At 39.5% G+C, this 15,251-nt stretch carries 12 protein-coding genes; all 12 read right to left on the bottom strand.

What is annotated here, in order from left to right:
• Positions 1-31: 31 nt before the first annotated feature.
• A complete protein-coding gene (locus F612_RS0100425; RefSeq protein ID WP_019555763.1) occupies positions 32-2,026 on the bottom strand; it encodes an acyltransferase family protein in 1,995 nt (664 codons plus the stop codon).
• Between the two features lie 6 nt (positions 2,027-2,032).
• On the bottom strand, positions 2,033-3,247 hold the full coding sequence (locus F612_RS0100420) for a nucleotide sugar dehydrogenase (RefSeq protein ID WP_019555762.1): 1,215 nt from the start codon (positions 3,245-3,247) through the stop codon (positions 2,033-2,035).
• A 140-nt stretch (positions 3,248-3,387) separates the two neighbouring features.
• Complete coding sequence (epsI, locus tag F612_RS11830; RefSeq protein ID WP_019555761.1) at positions 3,388-4,068, bottom strand: exosortase-associated protein EpsI, B-type; 681 nt, start codon at positions 4,066-4,068, stop codon at positions 3,388-3,390.
• Entirely contained in the window at positions 4,055-4,963 is a 909-nt protein-coding gene (gene xrtB, locus F612_RS11825; RefSeq protein ID WP_019555760.1) for an exosortase B, read from the bottom strand. The genes epsI and xrtB overlap by 14 nt, the downstream gene beginning before the upstream one ends.
• An 8-nt stretch (positions 4,964-4,971) precedes the next feature.
• Positions 4,972-5,829, bottom strand: a complete 858-nt coding sequence (locus F612_RS0100405) for a polysaccharide biosynthesis tyrosine autokinase (RefSeq protein WP_019555759.1) — start codon at positions 5,827-5,829, stop codon at positions 4,972-4,974.
• A gap of 5 nt (positions 5,830-5,834) precedes the next feature.
• Positions 5,835-7,190 carry a chain length determinant protein EpsF gene (gene epsF, locus F612_RS11820; RefSeq protein WP_019555758.1) on the bottom strand — a complete coding sequence of 452 codons (1,356 nt, stop codon included), beginning with the start codon at positions 7,188-7,190 and terminating at the stop codon, positions 5,835-5,837.
• Between the two features lie 15 nt (positions 7,191-7,205).
• Positions 7,206-7,997 (bottom strand): polysaccharide biosynthesis/export family protein, encoded by a 792-nt coding sequence (locus tag F612_RS0100395; RefSeq protein WP_019555757.1) that lies wholly within the window; start codon positions 7,995-7,997, stop codon positions 7,206-7,208.
• Positions 7,998-8,043: 46 nt separating this feature from the next.
• The gene (locus F612_RS0100390) at positions 8,044-9,210 is read right to left on the bottom strand and encodes an outer membrane beta-barrel protein (RefSeq protein ID WP_019555756.1); all 1,167 of its coding nucleotides are present in this window, start codon (positions 9,208-9,210) and stop codon (positions 8,044-8,046) included.
• 34 nt (positions 9,211-9,244) lie between these two features.
• Positions 9,245-10,102: an EpsD family peptidyl-prolyl cis-trans isomerase gene (locus F612_RS0100385; RefSeq protein ID WP_019555755.1), complete on the bottom strand. Its 858-nt coding sequence runs from the start codon at positions 10,100-10,102 to the stop codon at positions 9,245-9,247.
• A gap of 464 nt (positions 10,103-10,566) precedes the next feature.
• Complete coding sequence (locus tag F612_RS0100380; RefSeq protein ID WP_019555754.1) at positions 10,567-11,973, bottom strand: undecaprenyl-phosphate glucose phosphotransferase; 1,407 nt, start codon at positions 11,971-11,973, stop codon at positions 10,567-10,569.
• Positions 11,974-12,029: 56 nt separating this feature from the next.
• Positions 12,030-12,839: a prolipoprotein diacylglyceryl transferase gene (lgt, locus tag F612_RS0100375; protein WP_019555753.1), complete on the bottom strand. Its 810-nt coding sequence runs from the start codon at positions 12,837-12,839 to the stop codon at positions 12,030-12,032.
• A 262-nt stretch (positions 12,840-13,101) separates the two neighbouring features.
• The gene (locus F612_RS0100370; protein WP_019555752.1) at positions 13,102-15,126 is read right to left on the bottom strand and encodes a methyl-accepting chemotaxis protein; all 2,025 of its coding nucleotides are present in this window, start codon (positions 15,124-15,126) and stop codon (positions 13,102-13,104) included.
• Between the last annotated feature and the right edge of the window lie 125 nt (positions 15,127-15,251).

Here is a 15,251-nt window from a genome sequence, read left to right as displayed (position 1 = left end):
ACTGGAATCAACCAGGCCTTGTTTAATTGTGTTATTCAAAGATTTCTTTGAACATTGGAATCAGTAATTCATTGCCCGATTCACTTAAATGATCATCATCAAAATAAAGGGAATGTCCGTTTTTGGAGCCGTAGCAATATTGATCATCGCATAAATATGGCAGTGGATTGAGTATTCTCACTCCACATTGTTTAACAGCCTTGTCTTGCGCTTGCCACACGAGTTTGTGTCTCAACTGGTATTCTTTTAAAGTGATTTTAATATCATCGCCACCACGGTTTAACAGAATATTACGGCCAAGAGTTTTAGGAACATCAACATGCATTTCAGGAATGGGTCGCATTAAATAGACAGGTCGTGTTTGTGACCATCGACAAGCATCAGAAACAATTTGCTGCGAAAATTCCTTCTGGAGATGTACATCACTGGCATCTGAATACTCTTTTGTAAAATACACTCTAGGCTTTGTCTTGACCAAATCATTAAACACTCCTCCATTTAAATAGCTGGTTAGACGGGCAAGTAAAATTACAGGGATCTTTTCAGAATATTGCTTGCTTTGATTGAATGCCCATGCATTAAATTCCAAACAACGATGACGATTAGCTGAGTATTCCTTTTCCCAATGAGTGTACTTTGCATTAAACATAGGAGGGCAGCCTGATAAAGCCCATTCAATGACACTCTTAGAAAATAATGTAGAGGTTTTAGCTAGACCACCAATGATGGCATCAGCGTGAGAGTCGCCTAACAATATGGCTCCAACATCCCCATGGCCATATTTACAACTCGGCGAACCTTGTGCAGTCGCTTGCTCAAAACACGCCTCTTCTCTCGGATTTTTATCAAGAGCACCATTAGTGGCTAGTTCTACTTCTGGATTTAACCGATGCTCAAAACCACTGAATTTGATTAAGACAGAACTGGCACCAATGATGATGACAATGAGTGCAATGAGTGCAATGAGTAAGACTTCTTTTTTAAGTGTTCTTCTCGTTAAGTAACTACGTGTGGGTATTTCGACAAAATGATAAGAAATGTGTGCCAAAACAAGACTGAGTAAAAAGATGCAAGCAACCCACAACCAATTCGTTTGCAGTGATGAAAAATACAGCGCTACAACTAATGGCCAATGCCATAAATAGAGAGAGTAGGAACGAACCCCTATCCATTGTGCTATAGCATTATTTGTGAGTTTACAATCTTGATTATTTGCAAAGATAATTAAACTGACTCCCATCACAGGAAGCAGCGCCCAATAACCGGGCCAAGCCAGTTCAGGGTTAATAAGAACAAAACTCAATAAAAGTAATGTCCAACCTAGCCAAAACAATAAATTTGTCTTTGCTTCGTTTAAAACTAGTTGACGTGCAAGTAAATAAACAAGGCCGCCTGCCGCCAACTCCCAACCGCGTGTAGGTAATAGATAAAAAGCGGTTATTGGCTTAAATTCTACTAAGGTAATATTGAGACCAAAAGATAAAATAAACACAATAATCAGAACTATTGTCAGTATTTTGATTTTTGGCCAGACATACCATACCGCTGTGACCAAAAGAGGATAAAGCACATAAAACTGCGCTTCTACCCCTAAAGACCAGGTGTGGAGTAACCATTTTTCGTGTGCAGCGCCATTGAAATAGCCTGCAGACTTCCAGTAGCCAATATTAGATAGAAACGCCAAAGAGTATGCTGACTGCTTCCCGAGTTCTTGGTAATCAAGTGTAGGCAACCAAAACCAACCTAAAACCAAGAGTATGGCAATAAGCACTAATAAGGCTGGGAGTATTCGCCTAATCCTAGCCATGTAGAAATCTACAAGTTTGAATTTACCTTTTTCTAGCTTGCTAACAATAATGGCTGTCATTAGATAACCAGAGATAACAAAAAATATATCTACACCAACAAACCCACCCGGTAACCCTATCAATGAAAAATGGAATAGCAATACCCCGATAACAGCCCACGCACGTAGACCATTAATATCTTCTCTGAAGTTTACTGGGGAAGGAAGGTGTTTATACATCTGACTTTAGTCGTTTCCAAATAAATCACGGGTATACACTTTATCCGCGACATCACTCAACTCTTTGATCATACGGTTGGCGAGAATAACATCACTTTGTTTTTTAAAGTCCTGTAGGTCTTGAATGACTTTTGAGTGATAGAACTCGCTTTCTTCTAGAACAGGCTCGTAAATAACGACCTCAATCCCTTTTGCTTTTAGGCGCTTCATAATGCCTTGAATAGCACTGGCTCGAAAATTGTCTGAGCCTTGTTTCATAACCAGACGGTAGATACCCACCGTACCCGTTATTGGGACTTGGCTTTGAATATTAAACGCAGGGTCATTTTGCAATTTTTTAATCACTTGCTCAGCAATAAAGTCCTTACGAGTCGTATTAGAGTCGACAATCGCGCGAATAATATTATTGGGAACATCTTGGTAGTTAGCCAATAATTGCTTGGTGTCCTTTGGCAAACAGTAACCGCCGTAACCAAAGCTAGGATTGTTGTAATGGTTACCAATGCGAGGGTCTAACCCTACCCCTTCGATGACTTGTCTTGAGCTCAAACCGTGACTTTCGCAGTAGGTGTCTAGTTCATTAAAGTAAGAGACGCGCATCGCTAAATACGTATTTGAGAATAGTTTAACTGCTTCGGCTTCTGTACTGTTGGTAAACAATACAGGAATTTCATCTGCAGATTTATGGGCCCCTTCAACTAATAGATCAGCAAATATCTTGGCGCGTTCTGAGACCTCTCCCACAATAATGCGAGAAGGATAAAGGTTGTCATGTAGTGCCCTGCCCTCTCTTAAAAACTCAGGAGAGAATAGAATATTGTCGCAGCTAAATTTGGCTTTAACCTGATCCGTATAACCTACCGGGACAGTCGATTTTATAATCATAATCGCACTTGGATTAATGGCAAGCACATCACTGATCACGGCTTCAACAGAACCCGTATTAAAGGTATTAGTTGCCGTATCGTAATCCGTTGGCGTCGCGATAATGACATATTCGGCATTGGCATATGCGAGGTGTTTATCAAGAGTTGCGGTGAAGTCTAGGGTTTTATTGGCGAGAAAATCTTCTATTTCAACATCAGCAATCGGAGACTTTTTTTGGTTAAGTAACGCGATTTTATCGGGAATAATATCGAGGGCAACGACCTTGTGATTTTGCGAAATAAGCATCGAAATAGACAAACCAACATAACCTGTTCCAGCGACAGCAACTTTCATGTAATACCCTTCTCGTTATCATTATTGTTATTAATAAAACTAATGTTTTAATTAGGCATCATTATATATAAGAAGAACGTCTTTTGTCAGTAAATTTACCCTAAAGGTGGGTAAATTTAATAAACAATAGTTTATAAAGGTCAGCGACTGTATTCACCCAGTAAAATTTTTCTGGTTTCTAAATCAACGTTATTAATTAAATCATTTACAAAGCGTTTTTGTTTTTGATATTCAGCTTTTGCATCCTGCCCGTGGCTTGAAACTCTAAACAGTAGACCATCTGGGATTTTGCCATCTAAAGAAAACTTAAACTGTTGAAGTTTAAAACCCAGGTCGGTTGCAACCGCCACTCCACCAACCACAATCCAATACGTTACAAATTCGGTATAGTCAGAACTGACACCTTTTAAAAACTTGACCGGTATTTCTTGACCTGATACTTCAAGCTGTCCAACTTCATTGCTTTCAATATTAAAGCCTTGCGCCGGATAACAAACCTCAGGTTTATGGACGCGAAGAGGCTCTGTCTGATTCGGACCATAAGCAAGGGATAAGATTATTTTCTCTTGCTGCTTATCAACATAGATACGAGATAAGGTTTGTGAATAAATAGCATCGAGTGATTTTTCTGCCTGAGGGTCGACAATTTGCGGCAAGCCTTGGTTGATACTGTGCCAACCTTCAAATGAAATCGGGATAGAAGATTCTAGACTCGGAAAATCCTGAACGTCCACAGAGTTAGGCACCGGTCGTATAAATTCAGAAAAAATTAGAGAACCAATTAAGAGGAAAAAAATAAGAGAACTTTTAAAAACTGTCAATGTCACTCTCCTCGGTGGCTGCTCTACGGGCTTTCTTTTGAGCCAACTTTAACTCGAGTTTTTGTAAAAAAATATCCGTAGAGATAATAAAAATCAGCGCGGTGCCATATAAAACAAAACCAGCAAATTCATGTAAAAATCCTTGCCCGACTTCGTCGCCATAATAATAAGTGATAAGCACCAAAGCAATGACTCGAATTACATTGGCCACAAAAGAAATCGGGATGATCAGCATGGCCAAAGAGACATTACGTAAAAAAGAGTCTCTTTTGACAAGGTGTAAATAAAGGAGTCCCATCGCCTCTAAAGAGAAAACCGTATGCAATCCGGCACAAGCATCTGCGACCAAAAGCTTGTAATAGCCTATTTGTAGAATGACGCCGTCACGAGCAATAGGATAATCAAAGTTATAGAGCACCATCTCTACGACATTGGAAACTGCTATTTTCATGGGCATGGTAATGGCGTCCACAACACTACCTGGTAATGGCACAATGAATATTAGAAAAAATAGCGGAAACCACAAACGCTTTAGAACAGAATAGCCAGAAGTAATCAAAATTAACGCTATTAATATTGGAATTTGAACGGCAACTTCGGCGACAAGAATATATTGCCACTTAGCTAAAATATAAACAATAAGTGATATAAAAAGGAGCGACCAACCTAGGGTAGATTGTCCCGTAAGCTCGCGGTCCTTTAAAAACAACTCTTTCTTTTGCCAAAAAAGAAACAACGCAATGACTAAGACTAAAGGGCCATGCCCTTGCTCATCTTTAGACCAGAAAATATGGTAAAGCTCAATGTAGGTGGGTGTAAATAAAAAGATTAACCCGGCAATAATTGGAAGCCAAATCAATACCTTCTTGTTTTTATAGACGTCTAAACGGCTCATATTCAATCTCATTTAAACTCGTTAAGCACAACACCGACGGGATATGCACCGGCGACAAGAACCTTTTGTTTTGCTTTTTCAATCGCTGAGACGCGAGTTGAATGCCGTTTTGCGACTAACATAGTGCCATGACAAATCGCCGATAATGTTTGAGCATCACAATGTTCTAATATGGCAGGTGTATCCAATAAGATCACATCATAATGAGCTTGTAATTCACTCAAAATATTTTTAATTTTGGACTGACCTAATAGCTCTATAGGATTCGGTGGGATGGTTCCAGAAGACATTAAAGACAAGTTGGTTAATTTAGAGTGCGTTTCAATAACCTCTAAGCCAGCTCTATCTGCTAAAAGATCAGATAAACCTGCTTTATTTTTAAGCTTAAATAGCTTTGATTGGCGAGGCTGACGCATATCAGCATCAATTAATAATGTCTTTTGACCCAGCTGTGAAAATAACACAGCCAAATTAGCGGCAATGTAACTTGCCCCAGTTTTGCCAATGACAGGTGCAATGACCAATAATTTATGACCAGTAAACCATCTTAAAGAGAGTTGACTTCTCAACCCTCTCAGAGTATCAACATCGTACCCAAATGACTGAAATGCCGCAATTACGCTTTTGTCTACCGTATTATCCTCACGAGAAAGACAGTGGAAATCAAATTGCTGTGAGACGATATGTCTAATGTCTTCTTGAGTGATGAGGCCTAATAAAACGGCTGCATCCCCAAATTTTAGATCATATTGTTTTTGCGCTTTGATGATTCTATCTGCATCTTCTGCTCTAATTTTTCCTGCTTCTAAAAGAAGACTACCAATCGTTTTATTGTTTGTATGTAATTCAACTGCCGTACTTTGCATATCGGTTAGCCCTTAGCCTGTCTTGAATAGGAAATTTCACCCAACAATGGAATGCCTATATTATTTAAATCATCTACAGTACGTGCTTTTCTATTCAATAATTCAGCAAGCAACGCGAAGCCTACCCCTAATATTAATCCTAAAAACATCGAAAGAATGATATTCAGTTTAACCTTAGGTTTACTGCTATTAAGTGGTGGGGTCGCTTTCGTTAAAATTGAGACATCACTTTGGCTTAAATCACTCTCTAAAGTCGTCTGACTGAGGCGTTGAGTCGCTTGAGTTAGAACTTGCTCAGCATTGGTCACATCACGCTTTAATACATCTAACTCATTCCGGTTAGCATTAATATCAAGCAAGGTTTGTTTTTGTTTGCTGATAGCCGCTTCTAGACCGCCTACACTCTGACGAGCAATCTGGAGCGAATTTTCCAAGCGCTTCCGAGCCAAGGCAAGCTCTGTATAAAATTTAGCCTTTAAACTTCTGATCTCAGAGGCGGCAGAGATATAATCAGGATGGTTCCGACTGACCCTTTGCTTTAATTCGTCAATCCGCACTTCAGCCGCTGAGAGGGCCGCTTTAATATCCCTCACAATAGGATCACTGAGCAAGGCACTGTTTCGGCTATCCGGCTTATTGATCGATTCTAACTGTGACTCAATATTGAACAGATCGGACTGCGCGACGACTAACTGTTGAGACAATTGTGACAAGCGGCCCATTTCGACATCCAGTCTTTCATCAATGGAAACAATTACTTTTTTTCGTTGATATTCTGATAATTTTTCTTGTGCATTGACTAAATTTTGGCGCATATCTTCAACTTGTCCTTTAAACCATTCCGAAGTTCTTCGAGAAGGATTGGTCTTCATTTCCAAATTGGTTTCGACATAAGATTCTGCAAAAGCATTCGCTAGGGTAGCGGCATACTTTGGATCAGCAGCTTGGTAGCCTATGGTAATGACATTACTTGATTTGGATGGTATCACTTGCAAACCACCCAAAACAAAACCTGCTAACCAATTTTGAATCTCGATTTTGCCCTCTGTTGCTTTGTAATAGGCCTCTACATAGGCTGGATTGGTGTACAGGCCTAATTTATTAACGACTTTTAAAGCAACATTTTGACTGTTGATAATATCCATCTGGGTACCCATGTAACCAGGGGTTGATAACGCTGAAGTCCTTTGCCCCGTGATCACATCTTCGCCAGAGTAATTAACCACTAGGGCCGTGGTTGCCACGTAAGACTTTGGAAGCCATAAACTGATGAGTGTGACGGTTAAAACCGTAAGAAAAAATACAAATAAAGCGAGCCATTTACGTGCATTCAAAATCGTTAGTAATTGATAAAAATTCATTATTTATGATTGCCTTTAGAATAAACTTTCTTGAATAGTAACGATATCGTCTGCAAGGATGACGGATGACTTATTTGCTTTCATCTCAACCAACTGTCCACTTTCATTACGGCGTTGTATCCTCAAACCACTATCTGTGCCTCTTGCAGACAATCCTCCAGCCATAGATAAGGCTTGTAGAAGAGTCATATTAGAAGTATATCTAAAGACACCAGGACTCCTTGCTTCACCATAAACATAGAAGACAGGAGCTTCTGGAACGTAGATAATATCACCTGCTCTCATCTGCATGTTTACACTGTTTATTTGATCGGTTTTTGAGTGCAAAAATATTTTCTTTAAATTCACAGAGATTCTTTTAGGTGGATTTTCATTCATTCGAATAATAGTAATGAAATCCGAACCTTTTGCCGAGATACCACCTGAAATTGCAATAAAATCAAACAACGTTTTGGCACCCGTTTCGATGGAATACTTTCCAGGCTTACCAACCTGACCGAGTATTGAAACTTGTTTACCACTTGATTGAATCACAATAATATTGACTTGTGCTCGTTTCAAAAAGCCATCCTGAACCAATCGCTGACTGACTAACTGCTCAGCTTCAGGAGGACTTAAACCCGCTAGTTTGATGGTACCAATTAAAGGATAATTAATTTGACCAGAAGCCGATACCTTCGCTTCTGTGGTTAAATCAGGATTCCCATAAACTGAAACACGAAGTAAATCGCCATTATTTATTGGGTTGTCTGCCGCTTGCAGCAGCGTTGAAAATGATAGTAATAAAATTAAGAGTAAGTTTTTCATATGCTTCACTTCATTAAGTCGTTGATAAAATAGTTCATTAAAATTTCTAAAGTTTGACAGCCAAACTTAAAGAAATTTTATCGGATTTATAATCCCTAAGAATCAAATCAGAATCTCTCCTGCTTTGAGAATAATTCAGACCAATATCTAAATTTCTATGCGGTTTATAGCCTAATCCCAAATTCACCGAATCATAAGTTTCGCTGTATTTTTGTGTGGTGTTTAGAAAATCACTTATTTGATGGTTAACACCCGCATTTACAAAAATCTTCTGCGAAACAGACCAGTTAACGCCGAGGCTTGCACCTGTTGTTTTACGATCCAAACCAAAAACATCATCACTAGCAGAAACGCCATGAGAAGCATCTAATTTAAAGGCTAACTTTTCCGTTGCTTGCAAGTCATAAGTTACATTCATATTTAGGCCATCGTAGCCATTTTTAGTAACATCTTGGTACTTACGTTTGACCAGACCCGCCTCTGCGTTTAGGTTACTTTTTCCTGAGACATTCCAAAGTGTCGTCACGAGATAGGAGTTCTGAGTGTACTGATTATCAAAACCATAATTATTTGGAACATGACTGTCTAATTGAGAAAACTTTAAACCAACACGACTCCCCGAATTTACTAAATAATCAACGTTGAAAGAGTGCGTTTGATCCTGTCTTTCTAGAAAAGCTTGTGTTTGGTTCCCGTAAGAAACTTTATACTCCTCTATCGCATAACCCACTCTCCAGTCAGGATGAAATTGCCAGTTGCCATTAGCGGAGACGGCATCCACAGTCTTCTCACTACTTTGTAGGTTATAGGTGTTGGCAAAATCACTTAAGGCTACATTATGCTTAATATCTATTCGTCCATTGACGTGACTTCCGATCAACCAATTCCAAATAGCCGATAGGTTTTGGCCCGTATTATTTAAGTTTTTATTTTTTTCAAAGCGGTTATCTGTTAAAGAAGCATTGACAAGAAATTGTTGACGACTGGCCATCCAATCGACATTTAATCCAACAGCAGTTTGATAAATCGTATCAGACTTACTTAGAGTTGACGGGAGGGATGCGGTGTTAATTTTAGAATCGAGACGATATAAATTACTGTCCTGAATGGCCGATATTGATGCATAAGGTTCCACAGTATTTTCCGCTAGGACCAGGCCTGGTAAAAACAGTGTGAGGCTTATTAAAAGTATGATCGATTGAATTTTTTTCACAAGTCAGCTTCTTCTACGATATTTAAATAGGATGTTAAGACTTAGGCTTAGGCTTAGGCTTAGGCGCAAACTCGCCGAGGTATTCAACCTGAGCGCTCTCTTTTAAAGAGTCAGTGAGTTTCTCTGCCGCGTCCTTTTGCTTTTGATGATATAACTGACGGCTGATGACTGCGGTCGCTTGTTCAAGTGTCACCGGTTGTGCTAAAGCCTGCTGTAACTCGACAACCAAAAGACCATCTGACATTTTTAAATAGCCAACATCCCCTATTTTCAGTACATTTAAAGGAGCAAGTAGCGGAGGTGGTAATTTCTCGGATGGGTGCGCTTCCACGACTTTCTTAAAGGAAATATTTTTTTCATGTAAGATTGGCAACAATTCATCAAGCGTCTTTATTGTTTTTAACTCTGTATCTAGGGCTTCCAACACATCTTTGTCGACAAGCATTGTCACTTGTGTATAAACAAACATTTTTCTGTCCGCGAAAATTTGCGAGTGTTCATTATAAAAAGCTTCTATTTCTTGAACCGAAGGTTTTCCCACACCTTGTAAGGTACGCTGAATATAAGCATCCACCAAAACCTTCCTTTTAGCGGCTTCAAGCGCACTTAAAACTTCAGGACTACGGTCAAGTTTGGCTTGTTGTGCGGCCTGTAATATTAAGGTTTGATCGATTAAATGATCTAGAGTTTTAATTTTAATCTCTTGTTGATTTTCTGGTGTGACCTTACCTCTTAACTGGCCTAAGGCTTGGTTTAACTGATGAATAGTGACTTCTTCGCCGTTTACATTGGCGATCACTTGGGTATTTGGTTTAACTTCGTTATTTTCTCCTCCACAACCAACTAATAAAATAGACACAAATAATGCTGAGATTACTGCTTTAACTTTCATATTTATTCAAACCACTTATTTAATTAGTAAAAATCCCGAGGGACCTTAAGTATACGCATTTCTAACTAGACAGACAATCCCAATTCCAATTATAAATTCAGAATATATTTTATTTTGAATTTGCTTATGCACAGACAAAAAAAAGAGCATGAATAATTCACACCCTTTTGTATTACCTCCCCCTCTTAAAATGAGGTCAATTTTTGAACAAATAAAACGAGTGCGCAGTAAATAGTGAACTTTTAAATCCTACTAAACTACAAACAATGTCGTGATTTAAAATAATCCAACCGACCAATGGGCATCTAAATATTTGAGAGATTACTTTTTCAAAAATAACGATTAAAAAATGTATCAATCTTCATGACGGCTTCCGTATGCAAACGTTTCGACCTATAGATCTAAACGCATTGAATGTATTCATATTTGCGTTCTACGGCAGAAACACACATTATTGAGTGAGGCTAATATGCATTATTATGTACAAAGCCTTTAAACACCGTCATGAATATAATTTTAATATCTAACCAGAGTGACCAATTCCGGATATAGTGAAGGTCAAAACGAACACGTCCTTCCATTTTATCTAACGTATCAGTCTCTCCTCTAAACCCCTTAATTTGTGCCAAGCCGGTAATCCCTGGCTTAATTTTATGACGTAACATATAGCCCATAATAAGCTTACGATACTCTTCATTGTGGGCAATCGCATGGGGTCTGGGCCCGACAATCGACATACTGCCACCCAATACGTTTAGGAATTGTGGCAATTCATCCAAAGAAGTACGCCGTAAAAAGGCACCAAAAGGGGTAATTCGAACATCACCCTTGGTTGCTTGCATAACTTTATCACCATTATCCATAACGGTCATGGAGCGAAACTTCCAGACGGCAATGCTCTTACCACCTCTGCCATAACGCTGCTGTAGGAAAAAAATGGGGCCTGGAGAAGTGAACTTAATGCCGATAGCAATCACTAACATAGGTATTGAAATGAGTAAAAGAATCAACAGACTGAAAACAATGTCTTCTGCACGTTTAATGACACTGGCAAAGCCAGCAAAAGGGGTTTCATAAATACTGATAGCCGTTACACCTTGGTAATCGACCCAACGAGAGTTAATGAGATTAAAGGTAAACATATCAGGCACCAAATAGACTGAAACGGTGCTATCCGCCAGTTCATCGACAATGAACTTGATTCTTTTTTCAGCTGCTAGAGATAAGGTGATATAAACGACGTCTAACTTACCGGTACGGCAGTCCTCAAGCAACTGATCGACTCCACCTGCCACTTGCATAGATTGGTTTGATAAACGTCTACCTGTTTCAAGTTTGGCCCTATCATCATAGTAGCCCGCAAAGCGGAACCCATTGCATTTATCACCGACCAAAATTTTCTCTAACCGACGTCCTAAATTTGTTGCACCAACAATACCCACTCGGCGAGTATTATGACCTTTGCCTCTTAAATAACCGAGTACAAGTCGAGCGATCAAATGCCAAGACACCACTAATAAAGGTGCAATCGCAAACCAGTTTAAGATATAAAACTCTTGATACAGTTGCCATTTAAGCCAAAAAATATCAAGAAAGACAATCAATGCAACGGTAACAATCCAAGAAGAGAGGACAGCACCCATCTCTTTATAACGACGGACACCTCGCCAGGAGCGATACACATCTTGCATCTCGGCAAAAAAATTAAAAAAGATAACCGATAAGAGTGCAAGCCACATGGTGGCTGAGTCCCACCTGACATGGTAAAGGTAAGATAAGAGTGCAAGACTGCCTAAAATCAATAAACTATCAGCAAGTCGCGCTAATGCATTCAGCGACGTATCATAGTGCCGCACTCTTCCTAAACTCATGTCAAACCTTCCATCGATAAAAATACTTACTATTTGATGGTTAGTATAAACCCTTATTAAGTAGTAAGTTTTATTTTTTTCGTTGAATGGCTAAATAGATCAGTCATTAATAAAACACCCACGATCACCATAGGTAAAGAAAGTAGCTGTCCCATTGTCAACCAATCCCATAATAGGTAACCAAGTTGTGCATCCGGTACCCTCCAGAACTCAACAATAAAACGGAATGAACCGTACCCTATTAAGAACAAACCCGCGACCCGACCTGGCTTTCTGGGCTTACGCGCGTAGATGGCTAAGATAATAAAAAGTAATAGACCTTCCAAAAATGCCTCTAATAATTGTGTCGGATATTTTTGTACGACGGTTTGCAGTACAGGATCATATACCGCCATCCCTAAAGGTGAGTCGGTGATTTTTCCCCATAACTCTCCATTGATAAAATTTCCAATCCTCCCTGTTAATAAACCAATAGGAATCAATGGCGCGACAAAATCTGCGACTTGAAAAAGACTTTGTTGGGTTTTCCGCGCAAACAGCACCATGGCAATGGTGACGCCAATCAACCCACCATGAAAAGACATTCCGCCTTGCCAGACTTTAAAAACAAGTAAAGGTTCTGCGAGATAGAGATTTAGATCATAAAAGAGAATGTACCCTAAACGCCCCCCCAAAATAACTCCCATAGCAATATAGAAGAGTAGGTCACTGACCATTTCAGAGTTCCATGGCGGTATTTTTTTAGATCGAATACTGCCATAAAACCAGCCTATACCAAATGCTAAAAGGTACATTAAGCCGTACCAGTGAATCTGTAAAGGGCCAAGCGCTATGGCCACTGGATCAATTGTTGGATATTCCCACATAGAGTTACTTCTTAAATTTAAATGAATGAAATGTTTTAACGAATGCGGAAAGATATAGGGAATGTAGCCTCTAGAACATCACGATAGAGTTCTGTAAGGCATTATTCAAGCTATATTAAACGACAAAGGTTGTGACTAATGATAGCAAAAAACCACCAGGCCTGGTGGTTGTATTGTGGGATGTTTCAGGGTGATCATCCAGGAAGTTTAGGCAGAGTATGTGCTGTGTTTCTACCTCAAACGGTTGTCTGATAGACGTGATTTAAATCTTAAACTGATGAACCAATTTCTCTAATTTATCTGCTAATTCTTGTAAATCATGTCCTGCTTTTTCAGTATTTTCAGCACCCAATGCCGTATCTTCTGTGACAGAATGAATTTGACTAATATTCTGATTAATCTCTTGTGCCAACGCACTTTGAGCATGAGCAGCACTTGACATTTGCTCACTCATCTTACTAATATCGTCCATCAAAATAGTCACTGGCTCTAACGTTTTTTTCGTGGCACAAATCGCATCACTGCTTGACTTTGTGGCTTCTTGACCATTTTCAACAACAGAAACGGTGGCCAAAGTCGCTTTACGGATTTTATCGATGATTTGACCTATTTGCACAGTCGATTGTTGAGTTCTTTGCGCTAAATTTCGCACTTCATCCGCAACAACCGCGAATCCACGGCCATGTTCACCGGCACGAGCTGCTTCAATGGCCGCATTTAAAGACAATAAGTTGGTTTGCTCGGCAATTTCTCGAATAACATTAACGACCGTACCGATTGACTCACTGTCAGCACGCAACTGTTCAACTGAATCACTCATCGCAACCATGCCTTCAGATAATTTTTGAATTTCATTAGCAGTACTGTTCACTTTCTCGCCACCCTCTTTCACTCGGTCGGCGGCTTGTTGAGTTGCGCGTGACGTATTTTGAGAATGATCTTCAACACTTTTAGACTTACTGGTCATGTCAATCATCGATGCCGACAATAAACCCGTAGATGACAACTGACGCTGAGTCCCTTCTTTGGCTTGTTGAGTAATGCTCAGCAATTTATTTGAAGAAACTTCTAGTTGCTCAACTGTATGTGCCACTTCGGTCAGCATGATATGTATCTTAATGACAAATTCATTAAAATAGCCCGCAAGCGCTCCAATTTCATCATAACTGTTCACGGGCAAACGTCGTGTTAAATCACCCTCTCCCATCGAAATATCTTTCATGGCACTTGCAATTTCTTGGACGGGTTTAACCACAGAGTCAGTCACTCTGCCTGAGACTATCATGCCGACTAATTGTCCGGTAAACGATAAGACCAATAGAATAATAATGTTATTTAAACTGCTACTCAGTAAATTTTCACTTTCATGTGTCATTTCAGATAGCGCTTTATCTGAAGCACTTACTAACTGCTGCTGTAACTCTGTAAAAATCGGGGCTACTTTGGTCTGCATCAACCATGTATCCATACGCCACTTTTCACCTTGATGAATTCCTTTGAGAACCATATAGTGCTCGCGGTATGCTTCATAAAGTTTTTTTACTTTTTCGACGCCTTCTTCCTCTTCGAAAGTCAGCTCAACTTTGTGTTGATTCGCGATCTTATCGTTCAGCTTTTCAAGTAAATTCAGATAGGCTTCCGTATTTTCCGCCATGGAGTCATTTCTAAAGGCTACGTAACCACGCAGGCTACTCGTCACATTAAGCCAGCTTTTTTGCAACTGTAAAACATCAGAGACTAACTGCTGTCTATCGCTAGATAAGTTCTCTATTTCAGAGTTCACCATCATCCCAATGGTTTGCTGCATTTCTACTGCAAGATGCAGCATATTTTTATTCACATAGGCAAAGGCTGGAAATTTATGTGCACGATCTGTTTGTAAAGCTTTGAGGCGCTCTACCAAAGCTGGCAATTTTTGCAGCCCTTCTTCTAAATGCTGGTAATGTTTTGCCTGTTCTTCAGTGATGCCATTTTTAGAGCCAGACTTTGCATCCTTTATCTTATGCTGTACGGCAGCCATTTCAGCATCATAGTGTTCAATAAGAGTCGTATCACCCGTCAGAATATACATACTAAGGGAGTTCATACTTTTCTCGAGTAGAAAAGTCATCTCCGTCGCCTCGATGGCGATCGGCTGTTTTTCATTAACAATGGTCGCCACATTAGAACGGACTAAAGCCAGGTTTACAGCGGCTTGAATGGTAATAATGGCTAACACAATCCAAATAACACCAAAGCCAAAACGAATTTTTTGTTTGATGGTTAATTTGCTTAAAAAATTTTTCATAAGGATCAACTTGTTATATTTTTGACAGTTAAACACGACAAAGCAATATAAATGCCACTCACTCTAATTAATTGTTTTTTACACAACGAATACCTTTTAAAGGCTTCAACTACTTTGGCTCTGGA

Origin of the sequence: Thiomicrorhabdus arctica DSM 13458 (genome assembly GCF_000381085.1) — a bacterium.
GTDB lineage: Bacteria > Pseudomonadota > Gammaproteobacteria > Thiomicrospirales > Thiomicrospiraceae > Thiomicrorhabdus > Thiomicrorhabdus arctica.
Note: the sequence above shows the minus strand (reverse complement) of the source record. Positions and strands in the feature narration are given on the sequence as shown.

Coding starts and splice junctions, on each gene's coding strand:
- F612_RS0100385 (WP_019555755.1), bottom strand. CDS start 10,102: ATGAAAGTTAAAGCAGTAATCTCAGCATTATTTGTGTCTATTTTATTA.
- lgt (WP_019555753.1), bottom strand. CDS start 12,839: ATGTGGGAATATCCAACAATTGATCCAGTGGCCATAGCGCTTGGCCCT.
- F612_RS0100420 (WP_019555762.1), bottom strand. CDS start 3,247: ATGAAAGTTGCTGTCGCTGGAACAGGTTATGTTGGTTTGTCTATTTCG.
- epsF (WP_019555758.1), bottom strand. CDS start 7,190: ATGAATTTTTATCAATTACTAACGATTTTGAATGCACGTAAATGGCTC.
- xrtB (WP_019555760.1), bottom strand. CDS start 4,963: ATGAGCCGTTTAGACGTCTATAAAAACAAGAAGGTATTGATTTGGCTT.
- F612_RS0100395 (WP_019555757.1), bottom strand. CDS start 7,997: ATGAAAAACTTACTCTTAATTTTATTACTATCATTTTCAACGCTGCTG.
- F612_RS0100405 (WP_019555759.1), bottom strand. CDS start 5,829: ATGCAAAGTACGGCAGTTGAATTACATACAAACAATAAAACGATTGGT.
- F612_RS0100380 (WP_019555754.1), bottom strand. CDS start 11,973: ATGAGTTTAGGAAGAGTGCGGCACTATGATACGTCGCTGAATGCATTA.
- F612_RS0100370 (WP_019555752.1), bottom strand. CDS start 15,126: ATGAAAAATTTTTTAAGCAAATTAACCATCAAACAAAAAATTCGTTTT.
- F612_RS0100425 (WP_019555763.1), bottom strand. CDS start 2,026: ATGTATAAACACCTTCCTTCCCCAGTAAACTTCAGAGAAGATATTAAT.